A 15,905-nucleotide genomic window follows, 5' to 3' on the forward strand; every position below is an offset into this window, starting at 1 on the left:
AGAAGGTTCATCGCTGCTGTACTGCGCGATGGGCCTCGACCAGCGCTCCCACACGCCGCCTACGCCTAGTTGAAAAGACAAAACACCACTATACAACAAAAGGCTCCCGAGGGAGCCTTTTGTCATGTTTTTATTGCGCGTCAGCGCAGCAGGAAATCACTTCTGAGAAGCGGCGAGACGCTCGCGGGCTTCCTTGATTTCCTTTTCGGCCACGTCCGCACCGGTCCAGTAGTCGCCGGGCTTGACTTCCTTGCCGGGCTCCAGGGCCTTGTACTGCTCGAAGAAGTGCTTGATCTCAGCGAGGTGGTACTCGTTGACGTCCTTGACGTCCTTGACGCCGTCGTAACGAACGTCGGCCGGCACGCACAGCACCTTGTCGTCGCCGCCCTCTTCGTCTTCCATGTGGTACAGACCAACGGCGCGGCACTCGATGACGCAGCCCGGGAACACGGAGTTGGTGACCATCACGAGGGCGTCCAGCGGATCGCCGTCCTCGCCCAGGGTGCCCTCGATGTAGCCGTAGTCATCCGGGTAGCCCATTGCGGTGAAGAGCTCACGGTCCAGGAATACGCGGCCGGTTTCCTGGTCGACTTCGTACTTGTTCTTGGAACCGCGCGGAATTTCGACCACAACGTTGAAGGTTTCTGCCATTGTTTATCTCCTTGTCTGGAAACTATTCGTTACACACACTACTACCGACTGTGCGAGCAGTCATCACTGCACGGACAGAATATGAGCCACATCAGCCCACGGTGCGAGCGAGACGTAGTTGTCCCATCCCCACTGGAATTCGCGGCCGGTCAGCTCATCGCGCACGGTGAGGGGGCGGTCGGTGGGCAGACCCAGCTTATCGAGGTCCACATGCACCATGGACTGATGCGCGTTGTGGCCATCGAGGTTGACCACAACGATCAGCGTATCCGCCTGGCCGGTTCCGGTCAGTTCGGCCGGAGTATGGCGTGCGAATGCCAGAATGTTCGGGTCGGAGGTGGGCAGCACGGTGAGGTTGTGGTAGCTCAAGGCGGCCGGGTGCGCACGGCGGATCTTGTTCAGCGAGGTGAGCATCTTGGCCACGCCGTAACGCGCGGCCTTGGACCAGTCGCGAACCTTGACCTCGTACTTCTCGTTATCGATCTGCTCTTCGAAGCCGGGGCGCTGTTTGTTCTCAATCAGTTCGAAGCCGTTGTAGATGCCCCAGCTCGGGGAGCCCATGGCGGCGAGCACCGCGCGCACGCAATGGCCGGCGATGCCGTTATCGCGCACGTAGGCGGTGAGGATATCAGGGGTGGTGGGCCAGAAGGTGTTGTGCTGGTAATAGCCGTCGTCGCCGTTGGTGACCGGCAGATACTCCTCCAGCTCCTCCTTGGTGTTGCGCCACGGGAAGTAGCAGTGGGACTGGGTGAAGCCCACGTAGCTCAGTGCGCGCATCATGCCTGGGCGGGTGAACGCCTCGGCCAGGAACAGGATCTCCGGATGCTTCTTGGTTACTGCGGCGATCACATCCTGCCAGAAACGGACCGGCTTGGTGTGCGGATTGTCGATGCGGAAGATCGTGACGCCTGCGTCGATCCACAGGTTGAGCACGCGCTCGACTTCCTTCTCGATGCCGGGCATATCCGCGTTGAAGTCGATCGGATAGATGTCCTGATACTTCTTCGGCGGGTTCTCGGCGAATGCGATGGTGCCGTCCGGCTTGTGGCGGAACCAATCCGGGTGCTGCTTGACCCACGGATGGTCAGGAGAGCACTGCAGGGCGAAATCAAGGGCGATTTCAAGGCCGAGTTCGTGGGCGCGTGCGGTCAGAGCCTTGAAATCATCCATCGTACCGAGCAACGGATCTACGGTATCGTGGCCGCCGAGCTCGGAGCCGATGCCGAACGGGGAACCCGGATCGTCAGGGCCTGCCACCAGCGAATTGTTGCGGCCCTTGCGGTTAGTCACACCGATCGGGAAGATCGGCGGCAGATAGACGATGTCGAAGCCCTCGGCCTTGGCTCGTTCGAGACCTGCGATCGAGGTCTTCAGCGTACCCTGGATGATCTTGCCGGTGTTCGGGTCGATTGTGGCGCCTTCGGAACGCGGGAAGAACTGGTACCAAGCGGCGAAGCTGGACTTCGGGCGCTCCACCTTGAAGCACTGCGGCTGGCTGGGGGAGATGCCGTCGCGCAGCGGGTTGGTCTCGTGCAGGGCGGCGATATGCGGGTTGTCGCCTGCGGCCAGACGATCCTCTGCGCTCAGGGACTCGTCGGCCATCGTCTCGGCGGCCTGCTGCAGGGCCTTGCGCTCGCGGGCCGGCAGGCCGGCGTCCGGGGTCACGGCCCAACGGGCGAGCAGCTCGGCGCCGGAATTCAGGGCGTTATCCACATCGTCCTGAACCTTCACCTTGATGCGGGCGTCATGCAGCCAGGACTTGTAGGTGTCCTCCCAGCCTTCGATGGTCACGGTCCACTCGCCAAGCTGGCGCTTGACCGCGGCATAACCGTCTTCCCAAGGCTTCAGGTCGCTGTGTTCGCCGCACTTCAGCGTGACCTCCCAGCGGTCGAGCCCCGGGTTGGTGCAGGTCATGGCGCGGCGCAGCGTTTCCTTGCCGCGGGCGTTGCGCACGATGGCGGTGGCGCCCACCTTGGTACGGCCTTCGATGAATACCTGAGCGGTTACCTTGAACGGTTCACCAAGTTCCACGCGAGCCGGGTAGATGCCACGCTCTTCGCCAGGTGTGATGTCCATGACGTTGATGCGGCCGAACTGGCCAGGCTCATCAGCGGGGATGGACGGGGCCGGAGCTTCGCCGGTCAGGCCCTTAAGCGCTGCGTTGGCGCGTGCGGTTTCGGCGTCGACGCGCTTGCGAGTGGTCTTGGTGGTTTTGGATCGGGAAGTCGCCTTTGACTTCACCGCCTTGGAGGACTTGGAGACCTTAGTGGTCTGAGCGGCCTTAGTGGCCTCGAGGGAATCTGTTTCAGATGTGCGCGAATCCGCGCTATGTTGTACTGCCATACGGCCCATTCTAAGGGGAATCCGACATTTGGCGTGCATTGTGGACAATTTTTGGATGAACGTTCGATAAATGGCTTGAAGTGGATAACTTCGGCGCAAAGTTATCCACAACTCGCCGGTAAACGGCAAGCTCGGACCACATAGGTCGAAAAACGGCTGATGAGAGCCGGAAATCTGCCATGCTCATGGTCTATCGACTCGCAACGGCGCGGTCGAATCCATATCAAGGAAAGGAAAGGACATGGCGGCATCATTGAGGAAACGCGCGATTGCCATAGGGGCCATGCTGACGGGCTTGGCAATGATGCTGAGCGTGTTCATGGGAATACCGGCGAATGGGTATGCGGCATCTCTGTGGCCTTCGGACATGGACCAGAGGATTGTCTATGCATTTGGGGGAGAGGAACTGCAGCTTGGCGTGGTGGCCAATGGCTCGGATGGCACCCGGTATTACTGCATTGAGGCATCCAACCTCACTGATTATGTAATTGGGCCAACAAGTACGGTCGAAGATAATCCCACAGTGCGCCTTATGGCATGGATTCTCGAAAAATATCAGGAGGCATCCACCCAGGATTATGCGGCGGTTGCCACGCTTGTGCAGGATAGGTTCGGCAATCAGAAGCAATGGAAGCCGCAGAGGGCCTATTTGCTGGAGAAATATCCGGAGATATTCAGCCGTGCAGAGGAGATTTGGACGGAGGCTGAGGCAAAGGCGCCCAAAGACGCCGTTGTTGAGCGCACCTATGCCGAGGGATTGCGCCACGGCGAGATCACGGTATCGGTAAAGAGCACTTCCGGGCAGTTCGTGGCCGGCATACCATTCACCGTTACGTTGGAGGGGCCTGCGGTGTTTACCTCGGGTGAGAAAACCTTGACCGATACATCCGGCAGCGAGCCCAAAACCTATGCATGGAAGGCTACGGGGCTTGGTGAGGTAACAGCTAAAACTACCTATGAGATTCCTCAGATGAGTCATATGGATGCGCGGCAGGATATGCGGGCGTTCGATTCGATGACTTATATTCCCGGTGGTGCGGTGACATTCAAAGTGCGTAAGGATTTCATGCCATCGGTAAATACCAAGATCGCGGATAAAGTGCTGGACGCGGGCTCTGCGATTTTCGATGAAGTGACCAGCGCGGTGGCGGATGCGCAGAGCCACTGGGTGCCGGGACTGCTGCTTGAAGCGCAAGGGTATTATTTTGATGGGCTTGGCGCGATGGATTTGGCCAACATAACAGTGCCTAATAGCGCAGAAACCGCCGATAGTTATCTCGCCCGTCTGGAAGACGCCGGATACAAGCCTCGTGCTTATGGCAGCGCGTCGTTTACCGGAGTCGGCCAAACTGCTCGGGTGCAAGCCATGACCACTCCTGATGGCAGCAAACCGTATTTGACTCACTCGTCGGGTGGATTCGGAACATGGGTATGGGTGTTCCGCAAATCGGAACAAAACGACGAGGCCAAAGAATATCTGAGTGGTGACTGGAGCAGCACCTTTCTGGAAACCGAGGAGAGCAGCTCGAATCGTAGCAAAGTGAGCGTGGAATCAACGGTAGCCGAGCATTCTGCCGAAGTGGGTTCCCCGTTGAGCGACACCATTACGGTTTCCGGATTTCCCGATGATCATGGCAGCTTCACTGGCAATAGTGATTATGGTTTTGGCGCTGATAGGCCTAACGCGCAGGTCAGTGTGTGGTGGTCGGGCGATCCAAACGATCCGTCCAATGATGATGAGTTCAAGCCGAGTGGAGCCAAGGTGCCCAAGGAAGATGAGCATCATAAGAAGTTGATTACATGGAATATTCCTGCGCGCAATGGGACATTCAAAATCGGCACAGGGGCTCTCAGCGCCGATGGCGAACCGATGGATATCACGGCCGATAGGCACGGATGGTATGTGTTTGTCTGGGAATTCAAAGGTGATGATCGCGTGATGCCGGCGGCAAGTCGTTATGACGATGCGCGGGAGCGTACGCGGGTGACCGAGTCCTGCGAGCCTGAGGAACCTTGTGAGCCTGAGGAGCCGCAGGAACCCGAGGAGCCTGAGGAACCGCTGCCGCCCACCGGCATCAACGTGGTTCCGCCCCTTGGAGTGGCCGCTGCGGCTATAACGCTCGGGGCCATCGTATTGTTCATCGCCAACAGGCGCCGAATCTAGCATTGGATAAGCAAAAAGCCGGAACCTTGTCAGATTCCGGCTTTCCATTGGTAGCGGGGCATGGATTTGAACCATGGACCTCTGGGTTATGAGCCCAGCGAGCTACCGAGCTGCTCCACCCCGCGTCGGCTTGTCTTTCAGACAGCTCTATCTACAATACTGTGGAATCAAATAATGTCAACATGATTGAATTGCTCGGCGTGTCGCATCGGTGGTGGGTGGTGCGGCAATAACCGGTCATAAGCGGAATCTATGTGGTCTGCGGCGCAAAGTGATGCACATAAGATGCGACATATCCGCTTCGTGGCCATAATGAGAACATGCCTATCAAGATTCCCAGTGGCCTGCCGGCCCGTGACATCCTCGATTCGGAGCGTATCTTCGCCCTCGAGAAGCCTGAAGCTGAGCGTCAGCGCGTTCGTCCGCTCAAACTGGTGATCCTGAATCTGATGCCCAAGAAGATCGAAACCGAAACGCAGCTGCTTCGTCTCATCTCCAAAAGTCCGTTGCAGGTCGAAGTCGATTTCATGAAAACCTCCACCCATGAGGCCACTCATGTCTCCGCCGACCATCTGGTGAAGTTCTACGAGACGTTGGACGCGTTCAAAGACAATTATTACGACGGCTTCGTGGTGACCGGCGCCCCGGTGGAGCATCTGCCGTTCGAGGAAGTGGACTATTGGGAGGAGTTCAAGACCATACTTGACTGGGCCTCCACCCATGTGTTCTCCACCATGTATCTGTGCTGGGGTGCGATGGGCGCGCTGTATTACCGCTATGGCGTGCGCAAGGTGGATTACCCACAGAAGATCTTCGGTGTCTTTCCCCAATATCTGCAGGACGAGTACTGCTTCCTGACCAATGGCTTTGACGAGATTGCCTTGCAGCCGCATTCGCGTTTGGCCGGCGTGAACGAGGCTGATTTGGAGTTGAGGAACCAGGAGCTGCAGGTGCTGACCTGGGGGCCTCAGTCCGGTCCGGGGCTGGTGGCCACGCGTGATTTCTCCGAAGTGTTCGCGCTTGGGCATTGGGAATACGGCAAGTACACGCTCGCCGAGGAATATGAACGTGATATGGCCAAAGGGCTGACCAACGTGCCGTTCCCGAAGAACTACTTCCCGCATGACGACCCATCGTTGGAGCCGTTGTTCAGCTGGCGTGCACACGGCAATCTGTTGTGGCGCAACTGGCTGAATTGGGTGTATCAGACCACTCCGTATGACTTAACCGAGGTGCCGGAGCTCAGGAAAGAGAAGAAGCTCGGCACTGATCGTTCGATTCGTCACCTGCCGGGAGGCCCGCGCAAGGACAACTTCGAGCCGTTCCTGCACGACGGTTATGGCGTGATTCCTGAGACGCGTTGATTGCTTGTTGGGGTGTTTGTGCCACATTGTGACCGCCCATCGGACGTAGTGATGTTCACTATTCGGACGCTACATTAAACAAAATTCGGCAGTCCAGTGGCAAACGTCTAACCGGAAATCAGAACATAACAAAATGGTAAAAACCTTATGGCAGTAGGGCTGAAGGCAGACACGCCCGAGTGCCGTTGACTTTGTCCCAACTCAGGCCAATAATCACCTTTCAGTCATTCGGAGTCGAATGCCGCAGCGTCGACTCCAGTCCCCGCACGGCAAGCCCCGGAGCGGGGAGCGGAAGTAACCAATACGTCACATTTGCGCGTCCCGCTGGTCTAAACTGACACCTGACATTGAAGAAGCAGGAGGCGTGAGAATGAACGAAGCCCTTTTGAACGGGTTAGCTTTGGCCGCGGACGGTCCGAAATTCCCGACCGTTAACGACTTCCTTCTTCCGCAGATCATCTTCCCCGGAACTCCTTTTGCCATGAACCGCATCATCATGGTGCGCATCATCGCCACGGTAATCATGCTGGTCATCCTCGGCATCTCCGCCGCACGCGCCAAGCTGATTCCCGGCCGCTGGCAGGGGGCTGTGGAATGGGTCATCGAATTCGTGCGTGACCAGATCGTCTACCAGGTGATGGGCAAGGAGCGCGGACAGCGCTACCTGCCGATGATCACCACCATGTTCTTCACCATTCTGGTGTTCAACCTGTGTGGCATCATCCCCGGCTTCAACATCGCAGCCACCGCCACCATCACCATGCCGCTGGTCTTCGCCGGCTGGTGCTTCTGCCAGTACTGGATCGCCGGCATCCGTGAGAAGGGCCTCGGCTCCTTCCTCAAGGACGAGCTCTTCCCGAAGGGCGTGCCCGCTCCGATCTACATTCTGCTTACCCCGATTCAGATTCTCGAGCTGCTCGTGATTCGTCCGGTCTCCCTGACGCTGCGACTCTTCGCCAACATGGTCTCCGGCCACATCACCGTCGGCGTGTGCCTTGCCGCCACCCAGTGGTTCCTCATTGAGATTCCGAACAAGCTGTGGTCCATCCTCGGCGTTGGCACGCTTGCCGCAGGCCTAATCATGACCCTCTTCGAAATTCTGGTCGCGGCACTACAAGCTTTCATCTTCGCCATGCTGACCACCGCATACATCAACATGAGCTACCCGGAAACCGAGTGATTCACGGGCTTAGCCCGAATCACCGGCAATCCCTCAAGATTTTCAAGATTTCCTTCGTTACAGAAGAAAAACCAGAAAGGAAAAACCCATGGATATCATCACCCTCGCTGAGGTCGCTGGTAATCTCAACGCAATCGGTTACGGCCTTGCCGCCATCGGCCCTGGCATCGGTCTGGGCATCCTGATCGGCAAGACCATCGAAGGTACCGCTCGTCAGCCTGAGCTCGGCGGCCGTCTGCAGACCCTGATGTTCCTGGGCCTGGCATTCGTCGAGATTCTGGCCCTCCTCGGACTGGTGGCCGGCTTCATCTTCCAGTGATCGCCGTCGTTACCTGCCGCACGACCGCACATTGCGCACGCATGGCAGTCGACCGGTGGTAACGAAGCAATCACAAACGGAAATGAAGCTATGAAAGGAGAACGGCAATGACTTTAGCGGAAAACGGTATCAACCTGTTCATCCCCGAGGTCTACGACATCGTGTGGTCGCTGGTTATTCTGGCCGTCATCGCGGTGTTCTTCTACAAGTTCTTCATGCCGAAGTTCCAGGCCATTTTCGATGAGCGTACCGCCAAGATCGAAGGCGGTATCGCCAAGGCTGAACAGGCTCAGAAGGAAGCTGCCGAAGCCAAGGCCAAGTACGAGAGCCAGCTGAGCAACGCCCGCGTGGAAGCCGCTAAGATTCGCGACGACGCCCGCGCAGAAGCATCGCATATCGTTGCCGATGCCCGCGCCCGTGCTGAAGCCGATGCCGCTCAGATCACCGCCAACGCTCAGCGTTCGCTGGAATCCCAGCAGCAGCAGGCTTTGGTCTCGCTCAAGGGCGAGGTCGGCGCTCTGGCCACCGCTTTGGCCGGCAAGATTCTTGGTGCCAAGCTTCAGGACAGCGATGTGCAGTCCTCGATGATTGACTCCATGATCGCAGACCTGGACGCCAAGAAGTGACCGTGAACATCGTCAGGAACATCCGTAACCAGAAAGGGAGGTGACCATGCGAGGAGAGGCATCTCGTATTGCAGACCGCGAGTCGCGTGATTCGCTGGCCCCGAAGCTGCGTGACACCCGTGAGGATGCATGGCGAATCGGCAATGAACTGTTCAAGATCACCAGCGTGCTCGATCACAACATCGCGTTGGAACGCGCGCTGACTGATCCCTCCCGCCCGGTCTCAGACAAGGTTGCGGTGCTGAACGAACTGTTCAAGGGTGAGGCTCACCCGATGACGGTGGAGATCATGACAGATTTGGTCGCTCGCCGTTGGAGCCGCGCCCGTGATATCGCCAACGCGGTCGAAGACTTTGGCGTGGACGCCATGATGTACTACGCCGACGCCACCGACGCTACGTTGCAGGTGTCCATTGAGCTCTCCCAGCTGCATTCGGCCCTGCTGACCCTGCCGGTTGTGCGCGCCAAGCTGTACGACGACCAGGCATCCAGCGACTCCCGTGTGAAGCTCTTCCGCGAAATCTTCGACGGCAAGGGTCTGAACAAGATCACGATGAGACTCGCCGAGCACGCCACCTGCAATCTGCGTCGCCGCCGTTACTTGGAAACCATCCAGTGGTTGATCAACAAGTTCTCCCGCCATATGGGCGAGTCGATGGTCACTGTGACCACCGCAACCCCGTTGAAGCGCGAGCAGATCGAACGCCTGACCAAGGTCTATTCGGCCAAGGCCGGACGCCCGGTGCACATCAACTCCGTGGTGGATCCGAGCGTGCTGGGTGGCATGCGCGTTCAGGTGGGCGACGAAGTCACGGACAACACCGTGGTGGCCCAGCTGCAGCACCTCAACCGCACCGTGAAAGCGGGCTCTAACTGAGCGATAGGAGTGCATATGGCACCCGTCGCACAGCGGAACACAAGCAAAGACTTGACTGAACAATAACCAATAGAAGGAGTGATCATGGCAGAACTGACCATCGATCCCGCCTCGATTCGCAAGGCCTTGGACGACTTCGTGTCGTCTTACCAGCCGAGCGACACCCCCACTCAGGAAGTGGGATATGTCGCCACGGCAGGCGATGGCATTGCCCACGTGACGGGGTTGCCTGGTTGCATGGCCAATGAGCTGCTGACGTTCGAAGACGGCACGCTCGGCCTGGCGTTCAACCTTGACGCCCGTGAAATCGGCGTGGTGATTCTCGGCGATTTCGCTGGAATTGAGGAAGGCCAGGAAGTGCGCCGTACCGGCGAAGTGCTCTCCGTGCCTGTCGGCGACGGCTACCTCGGCCGCGTCGTGGACCCGCTGGGCAAGCCGATTGACGGCCTCGGCGAGATCAAGAGCGAAGGCCGCCGCATCCTCGAAGCCCAGGCTCCGGACGTGATGCACCGCCACCCGGTCGACGAACCGCTGTCCACTGGCCTCAAGGCCATCGACGCGATGACCCCGATCGGCCGCGGCCAGCGCCAGCTCATCATCGGCGACCGCCAGACCGGTAAGACCGCCATCGCGATCGATACCATCATCAACCAGAAGGCCAACTGGGAATCCGGCGACCCGAAGAAGCAGGTCCGCTGCATCTACGTGGCCGTGGGCCAGAAGGGCTCCACCATCGCTTCGGTGAAGCAGAGCCTGGAAGATGCCGGCGCTATGGAGTACACCACCATCGTGGCCTCCCCGGCTTCCGATTCCGCAGGCTTCAAGTACATCGCCCCGTACACCGGCTCCGCCATCGGCCAGCACTGGATGTACAACGGCAAGCACGTGCTCATCGTCTTCGACGATCTGTCGAAGCAGGCCGAAGCCTATCGTTCGATTTCCCTGCTGCTTCGTCGTCCGCCGGGGCGTGAAGCTTACCCGGGTGATGTGTTCTACCTGCACTCCCGTCTGCTCGAACGCTGCGCCAAGGTCTCCGATGACCTTGGCGGCGGCTCGATGACGGGTCTGCCGATCGTCGAGACCAAGGCAAACGATGTGTCTGCCTACATCCCGACCAACGTGATCTCCATCACCGACGGTCAGATCTTCCTGCAGTCCGACCTGTTCAACGCCAACCAGCGTCCTGCTGTGGACGTCGGCATCTCCGTCTCCCGAGTCGGTGGCGCTGCACAGACCAAGGCACTGAAGAAGGTCTCCGGTACGCTGAAGATCTCCCTGGCGCAGTACCGCTCGCTGGAATCCTTCGCCATGTTCGCTTCCGATTTGGATGCGGCATCCAAGGCTCAGCTGACCCGTGGTGCTCACCTGACCGAGCTGTTGAAGCAGCCGCAGTTCCACCCGTACTCGATGGAGCAGGAAGTCGTTTCCGTGTGGACTGGTACCCACGGCAAGCTCGACGATCTCGAGCTCGCAGACGTGCTTCCGTTCGAGCAGGGTCTGCTGGACTACCTCGACCACAACACCGATATCCTCAAGACCATCCGCGAGACCGAGGACTTCACCGCCGACACCGAGGCTGCCCTCGCCAAGGCCGTGGATGCCTTCCGTGCCACCTTCGTGACCTCCAGCGGCAAGCCGCTGATCGACAAGAAGCCTGACACCTCCAAGGCCGCTCCGGTCGAACAGGAAAAGATCGTGGCGGGAGAGAAGTAAGCCATGGGCTCGCAACTCGCATTGAAATCACGCATCCACTCCACTGAGTCGTTGGAGAAGATCTTCAACGCTCAGGAGATGATCGCGTCTTCGCACATTGCCAAGGCCCGTGATGTGGCCCTGAACGCGAAGCCGTACACCGATGCGATTTTCGATGCCGTGCAAGCGTTGGTGGCACATACCCATATCACGCATCCGATCGCTGTGAAGGACGAGAACAACCCGCGCGTGGCTGTTCTCGCCCTCACCTCGGATCGTGGCATGGCCGGCCCGTACACCTCTTCGATTATCCGTGAAACGGAATCGCTGCTGGCCCGCCTCGAAGCGGATGGCAAGCAGCCGGAGCTGTTCGTGTACGGCCGTCGTGGTTCGACGTACTACAAGTACCGCAACCGTGACGTGGCGGCCACATGGGAAGGCGACACCGATCAGCCCGGCGTCGAGATCGCCGAGACGATCTCCAAGACACTGATGGACGCCTACATGAAGCCGGCGGAGCAGGGTGGAGTTTCTGAGCTCTACATCGTCTTCACCGAGTTCATCAACATGGTGGTTCAGAAGGTGCGTGTGCTGCGCATGCTGCCGGTTGAGATCGTGGAGAACGAAGCCAAGGTTCCGGATCCGGAGAACGAAAAGGCCGCGGAGGATATTCCGCCGCTGTATGCCTTCGAGCCGAGCCTGGATGAAGTACTGGACGCTATCTTGCCGAAGTACGTTCAGTCCCGTATCCACGAATGCCTGCTGACTGCTGCGGCATCCGAGACCGCAAGCCGCCAGAACGCCATGCACACGGCAACGGACAACGCACGCAATCTGGTCGACGACCTCACCCGTAAGCTCAATGCTTCCCGTCAGGCTTCGATCACCCAGGAACTTACCGAAATCATCGGCAGTGCTGATGCACTGAACACAAAGGAAGAGTAGGAACGCACTATGGCTGAGAATCAGACCACTGTGGCTTCCGAGACCAACGGCGAGCCGATTCACGGACGCGTCACCCGAGTCCAGGGTTCGGTTATCGACGTTGAGTTCCCGGTCGGCCATATGCCCGACATCTACAACGCCCTCCATGTGACCATCGTCAACACGGGCGCCAAGGAGGAAGGCGAAGCCAAGTCGACCGAGATCACCCTCGAAGTCGAACAGCACCTCGGTGACTCCACCGTGCGCTGCGTGGCACTGAAGCCGACTGACGGCCTGGTGCGCGGCGCCGCTGTGTACGACACCGGTGCTCCGATTTCCGTGCCGGTCGGCGATGTGACCAAGGGCCACGTCTTTGACGTGTCCGGTAACATCCTCAACAAGAAGCCGGATGAGCAGATTACCGTTACCGAGCGTTGGCCTATCCACCGCAACCCGCCGGCATTCGATCAGCTGGAGTCCAAGACCCAGATGTTCGAGACCGGTATTAAGGTCATCGATCTTCTGACCCCGTACGTGCAGGGCGGCAAGATCGGTCTGTTCGGTGGTGCAGGCGTGGGCAAGACCGTGCTGATTCAGGAAATGATTCAGCGCGTGGCTCAGAACCACGGCGGTGTGTCCGTGTTCGCAGGCGTCGGCGAGCGTACCCGTGAGGGTAACGACCTGATCGGCGAGATGGATGAAGCTGGCGTGCTTGAGAAGACCGCACTGGTCTTCGGCCAGATGGATGAGCAGCCGGGTACCCGTCTGCGCGTGCCGCTGACCGCACTGACCATGGCAGAGTACTTCCGCGACGTGCAGAACCAGGACGTGCTGCTGTTCATCGATAACATCTTCCGCTTCACGCAGGCAGGTTCCGAGGTGTCCACGCTGCTGGGCCGTATGCCTTCCGCAGTGGGCTACCAGCCGAACCTGGCCGATGAGATGGGTGCTCTGCAGGAGCGCATCACCTCCACGCGAGGCCACTCCATCACCTCGCTGCAGGCCATCTACGTGCCGGCCGATGATTACACCGACCCGGCTCCGGCCACGACCTTCGCTCACTTGGATGCAACCACCGAGCTTTCTCGTGACATTGCCTCCAAGGGTATCTACCCGGCAGTGGATCCGCTGAGCTCCACTTCGCGAATCCTCGATCCGCGTTACGTGGGCCAGGCTCACTACGAGTGCGCCAACCGTGTCAAGGCCATTCTGCAGCGTAACAAGGAGCTGCAGGACATCATCGCCCTGATTGGTATCGACGAGCTCTCCGAGGAAGATAAGACCACCGTGAACCGCGCTCGTCGTATCGAGCAGTTCCTCGGCCAGAACTTCTATGTGGCTGAGAAGTTCACCGGTCGTCCGGGCTCCTACGTGCCGGCCGACGAGACCATCGAGGCCTTCACTCGCATCTGCGACGGCGTGTACGACGACGTTCCTGAGCAGGCATTCTCCGGCATCGGCGGTATCGACGATCTCGAAGAGAAGTGGCACAACATGCAGAAGGAACTGGGTGAGTGATGGCTGAATCGGAAAAGACCACGATGAAGGTGAACATCGTCGCTGCCGACCATCCTGTATGGCACGGCGAAGCGGCCAGCGTGACCATTCCCGCCTCTGAGGGTGGCATGGGCATCCTGCCGGACCATGAGCCTGTGCTCACGGTCATCAAGCAGGGTACGCTCACCGTGGTTGAGCCCGATGGCGATCGCCATATGTTCGAAGTGACCGACGGATTCATTTCCTTTGACTCGAACAAGCTCACCGTGGCGGTTGAACGCGGCCGCGACGTTCAGTACTCCAACACGGAGGCCTGAGGTCGCAGCAAGCGCGTCATAGCGTAAAGGGGCTTTCTCTGATTCGTTCAGAGAAAGCCCCTTTCATGTTGGGCAACCATGTTGGTCGCTAGCCCCGCTAGAACAAACGCAGTGAATCGTCCTCGGTGCCCTTCATGTCGTCATAATCGAGAATCAGACAGGTGAAGCCTCGGTCCTTGGCCAGCACCTGGGCTTGCGGTGTGATGGTCTGCGCGGCGAAGATGCCGTGCACAGGGGCCAGCAGCGGATCACGATTGAGCAGTTCGCAATAGCGGGTCAGCTGCTCGACACCATCGATGCCGCCGTGACGTTTGATCTCCACCGCCACATGCTCACCTTCGGCGTTGATGGCCATGATGTCCACCGGGCCGATGGCGGTGGGATACTCGCGGCGCACGAGTTTCGCGCCTTTGCCGATACGCTCGATTTGCTCGGCAAGATAGCGCTGCAGATGATCCTCCACACCATCCTTGATAAGGCCGGGATCCTCGCCCAAGTCATAGGTCTGGTCGGAATAGACGTGCTGCAGCGTGACCTCCAGCACATCCGAGCCCTTATCGGCCGTAACACGCAGTATCTTCTCCGCCTCCTTCTCGTCCGTTTCGTGCGAAAAGTTCGTTTCGGAGGGCTCAGATCCGCTCCTTGCGCCCGTTTCGTGCGAAAAGTTGGGGGTGAGCTCCTTGATGGTGCATGGTGCGGTCATCCAATTGAGTGGCTTGTAGGAACCTAGTTCCGAGAAGATCAGCAGACTGGAATCGGCCTTGATGAGCAGTACTCGTTTGGCTGGTGGAAGTGTGGCGTTGAGTCGGCCGGAGTATTCGGCCGAGCAGTCGGCAACAATAATGCGCATAGGCACCCACTGTAACGTAATCCATAACAAAAAAGGCTCCCTATGAAGGGAGCCGATCATGAGTGAGCCCTAAGGCTGCGGAATCAGTACGCGGCGAGGATGTCGATTACGAACACCAGCGTGGAGTTCGCGGGAATCGAGCCCTGAGCCTTGTCACCATAGGCTTCATCCGGCGGAATCACCAGCAAGACCTGGGAGCCGACGGTCTGGCCGATCAGGCCCTTCTGCCAGCCGGTGATTACCGTGTGCTGACCGCCGGAATAGAGGTCGGCGTCAAGCGTGGTGTTCTTGGTCCAAGAGGAATCGAACTGGGTGCCGTCGGTGAGCCAGCCGGAGTACTTGACTACCACGGTGTTCTTATCGGTCAGTTCTTTGCCTGTGCCCTTGATCAGCGTCTGGGAGATCAGCGAATCAACCGAACCTTGGCCGTTCATATCGATGGAAGGCTTGCCGTTCTTGGCACGGGTCACCTTAGGCAGGTTAGCCGGCACATCCTTGACTTCCTCGCCGGTGGCCTTCTCAAGATCCTTGGACTTGGAGACGAAGGTCATCGCCAGAATGTAGGAGTAGCCGGAGGAGTCGGAATCGTTGACGCCGAAGCCGATGGTGGTGTTAATCTTCGCGCCCTTGATCTGGTTGTAGTAGGTGGAGGAGAGCGTGGATGAATCCACCTTGAGCGAACAATCCGGAGTGTTCTTGGTCCAGGTGTCCATCAGCTCGGTGCCGTCCTTGACATTGAGGGCGATGCCTTGGGCGCACACGCGGTCGCCGTCTTCGATGGTGGCGCCGTCGCCCTTCTGCAGCACCACGTAGGAGCCGTCGGATACGGTCATCGGGGTGTTGAAGGAAATGGTCGGCTTTTCGCCAAGCTTGCCTTTGGCCGTCACACCGGCGATTTGGTTGGCGGAGGACTTGGAGGAGTCCTTGGAGTCAGATGAAGAAGAGCTGGAGCATGCGGCCAGCGAGACACACATAGCGAGTGAGCAGGCCAAAGCCGCGGCTTTGAGCAGCGGCTGGAAATAAGACTTACGCATGGCATCCCAGCGTACTGGTAAACCCTGATTTTTCGCGTTCTAAGGTAATAGACAGGTGAAGATTGTA

14 protein-coding genes and 1 tRNA gene are annotated in these 15,905 nt (G+C 58.7%); 10 read left to right on the plus strand and 5 right to left on the minus strand.

The window, feature by feature from the left end:
• Nucleotides 1–156 precede the first annotated feature (156 nt).
• Nucleotides 157–651: an inorganic diphosphatase gene (locus CSQ86_RS01475; protein WP_100493365.1), complete on the minus strand. Its 495-nt coding sequence runs from the start codon at nucleotides 649–651 to the stop codon at nucleotides 157–159.
• A gap of 63 nt (nucleotides 652–714) precedes the next feature.
• The gene (locus CSQ86_RS01480) at nucleotides 715–3,003 is read right to left on the minus strand and encodes an alpha-1,4-glucan--maltose-1-phosphate maltosyltransferase (protein WP_165773695.1); all 2,289 of its coding nucleotides are present in this window, start codon (nucleotides 3,001–3,003) and stop codon (nucleotides 715–717) included.
• Nucleotides 3,004–3,235: 232 nt separating this feature from the next.
• Here CSQ86_RS01480 and CSQ86_RS09705 point away from each other — a divergent pair, with 232 nt between their 5' ends.
• Nucleotides 3,236–5,158, plus strand: a complete 1,923-nt coding sequence (locus CSQ86_RS09705; protein WP_133119261.1) for a cell surface protein — start codon at nucleotides 3,236–3,238, stop codon at nucleotides 5,156–5,158.
• Between the two features lie 48 nt (nucleotides 5,159–5,206).
• Here the strand turns inward: CSQ86_RS09705 and CSQ86_RS01495 are convergent.
• Nucleotides 5,207–5,283, minus strand: a tRNA-Met gene (locus tag CSQ86_RS01495).
• Nucleotides 5,284–5,478: 195 nt separating this feature from the next.
• Between CSQ86_RS01495 and CSQ86_RS01500 the strand changes: the two genes are divergently transcribed.
• The 9 genes from CSQ86_RS01500 to CSQ86_RS01540 all read left to right on the plus strand — a co-directional run bounded on the left by CSQ86_RS01500 (nucleotide 5,479) and on the right by CSQ86_RS01540 (nucleotide 13,954).
• Nucleotides 5,479–6,522 carry a homoserine O-succinyltransferase gene (locus tag CSQ86_RS01500; RefSeq protein ID WP_100493369.1) on the plus strand — a complete coding sequence of 348 codons (1,044 nt, stop codon included), beginning with the start codon at nucleotides 5,479–5,481 and terminating at the stop codon, nucleotides 6,520–6,522.
• 370 nt (nucleotides 6,523–6,892) lie between these two features.
• Complete coding sequence (gene atpB / locus CSQ86_RS01505) at nucleotides 6,893–7,702, plus strand: F0F1 ATP synthase subunit A (RefSeq protein WP_033890627.1); 810 nt, start codon at nucleotides 6,893–6,895, stop codon at nucleotides 7,700–7,702.
• A gap of 88 nt (nucleotides 7,703–7,790) precedes the next feature.
• Nucleotides 7,791–8,021 carry an ATP synthase F0 subunit C gene (gene atpE, locus CSQ86_RS01510; RefSeq protein ID WP_033890625.1) on the plus strand — a complete coding sequence of 77 codons (231 nt, stop codon included), beginning with the start codon at nucleotides 7,791–7,793 and terminating at the stop codon, nucleotides 8,019–8,021.
• 107 nt (nucleotides 8,022–8,128) lie between these two features.
• Nucleotides 8,129–8,647, plus strand: coding sequence for a F0F1 ATP synthase subunit B (locus tag CSQ86_RS01515; protein ID WP_100493370.1), 519 nt, complete (start codon nucleotides 8,129–8,131; stop codon nucleotides 8,645–8,647).
• A gap of 46 nt (nucleotides 8,648–8,693) precedes the next feature.
• The gene (locus CSQ86_RS01520) at nucleotides 8,694–9,524 is read left to right on the plus strand and encodes a F0F1 ATP synthase subunit delta (RefSeq protein ID WP_100493371.1); all 831 of its coding nucleotides are present in this window, start codon (nucleotides 8,694–8,696) and stop codon (nucleotides 9,522–9,524) included.
• Nucleotides 9,525–9,608: 84 nt separating this feature from the next.
• On the plus strand, nucleotides 9,609–11,237 hold the full coding sequence (gene atpA, locus CSQ86_RS01525; RefSeq protein ID WP_100493372.1) for a F0F1 ATP synthase subunit alpha: 1,629 nt from the start codon (nucleotides 9,609–9,611) through the stop codon (nucleotides 11,235–11,237).
• 3 nt (nucleotides 11,238–11,240) lie between these two features.
• Entirely contained in the window at nucleotides 11,241–12,161 is a 921-nt protein-coding gene (locus tag CSQ86_RS01530; protein WP_100493373.1) for a F0F1 ATP synthase subunit gamma, read from the plus strand.
• Between the two features lie 9 nt (nucleotides 12,162–12,170).
• Entirely contained in the window at nucleotides 12,171–13,658 is a 1,488-nt protein-coding gene (gene atpD / locus CSQ86_RS01535) for a F0F1 ATP synthase subunit beta (RefSeq protein ID WP_100493374.1), read from the plus strand.
• Nucleotides 13,658–13,954: a F0F1 ATP synthase subunit epsilon gene (locus CSQ86_RS01540; RefSeq protein ID WP_100493375.1), complete on the plus strand. Its 297-nt coding sequence runs from the start codon at nucleotides 13,658–13,660 to the stop codon at nucleotides 13,952–13,954. Before atpD ends, CSQ86_RS01540 begins: the two co-directional genes overlap by 1 nt.
• 97 nt (nucleotides 13,955–14,051) lie before the next feature.
• Here CSQ86_RS01540 and nucS read toward each other — a convergent pair whose 3' ends face one another.
• Both nucS and CSQ86_RS01550 read right to left on the minus strand, forming a co-directional pair.
• A complete protein-coding gene (gene nucS, locus CSQ86_RS01545) occupies nucleotides 14,052–14,804 on the minus strand; it encodes an endonuclease NucS (protein WP_100493376.1) in 753 nt (250 codons plus the stop codon).
• Nucleotides 14,805–14,887: 83 nt separating this feature from the next.
• The gene (locus CSQ86_RS01550; protein ID WP_100493377.1) at nucleotides 14,888–15,838 is read right to left on the minus strand and encodes an FKBP-type peptidyl-prolyl cis-trans isomerase; all 951 of its coding nucleotides are present in this window, start codon (nucleotides 15,836–15,838) and stop codon (nucleotides 14,888–14,890) included.
• Between the last annotated feature and the right edge of the window lie 67 nt (nucleotides 15,839–15,905).

The organism is Bifidobacterium felsineum (assembly GCF_002802915.1).
GTDB lineage: Bacteria > Actinomycetota > Actinomycetes > Actinomycetales > Bifidobacteriaceae > Bifidobacterium > Bifidobacterium felsineum.

Excerpts from the sequence above, each read along its gene's own strand:
- CSQ86_RS09705 (WP_133119261.1), top strand. The coding sequence starts at position 3,236 with ATGGCGGCATCATTGAGGAAACGCGCGATTGCCATAGGGGCCATGCTG.
- atpE (WP_033890625.1), top strand. The coding sequence starts at position 7,791 with ATGGATATCATCACCCTCGCTGAGGTCGCTGGTAATCTCAACGCAATC.
- CSQ86_RS01530 (WP_100493373.1), top strand. The coding sequence starts at position 11,241 with ATGGGCTCGCAACTCGCATTGAAATCACGCATCCACTCCACTGAGTCG.
- CSQ86_RS01550 (WP_100493377.1), bottom strand. The coding sequence starts at position 15,838 with ATGCGTAAGTCTTATTTCCAGCCGCTGCTCAAAGCCGCGGCTTTGGCC.
- atpA (WP_100493372.1), top strand. The coding sequence starts at position 9,609 with ATGGCAGAACTGACCATCGATCCCGCCTCGATTCGCAAGGCCTTGGAC.
- CSQ86_RS01515 (WP_100493370.1), top strand. The coding sequence starts at position 8,129 with ATGACTTTAGCGGAAAACGGTATCAACCTGTTCATCCCCGAGGTCTAC.
- atpB (WP_033890627.1), top strand. The coding sequence starts at position 6,893 with ATGAACGAAGCCCTTTTGAACGGGTTAGCTTTGGCCGCGGACGGTCCG.
- CSQ86_RS01480 (WP_165773695.1), bottom strand. The coding sequence starts at position 3,003 with ATGGGCCGTATGGCAGTACAACATAGCGCGGATTCGCGCACATCTGAA.
- CSQ86_RS01540 (WP_100493375.1), top strand. The coding sequence starts at position 13,658 with ATGGCTGAATCGGAAAAGACCACGATGAAGGTGAACATCGTCGCTGCC.
- nucS (WP_100493376.1), bottom strand. The coding sequence starts at position 14,804 with ATGCGCATTATTGTTGCCGACTGCTCGGCCGAATACTCCGGCCGACTC.
- CSQ86_RS01475 (WP_100493365.1), bottom strand. The coding sequence starts at position 651 with ATGGCAGAAACCTTCAACGTTGTGGTCGAAATTCCGCGCGGTTCCAAG.
- CSQ86_RS01500 (WP_100493369.1), top strand. The coding sequence starts at position 5,479 with ATGCCTATCAAGATTCCCAGTGGCCTGCCGGCCCGTGACATCCTCGAT.
- CSQ86_RS01520 (WP_100493371.1), top strand. The coding sequence starts at position 8,694 with ATGCGAGGAGAGGCATCTCGTATTGCAGACCGCGAGTCGCGTGATTCG.
- atpD (WP_100493374.1), top strand. The coding sequence starts at position 12,171 with ATGGCTGAGAATCAGACCACTGTGGCTTCCGAGACCAACGGCGAGCCG.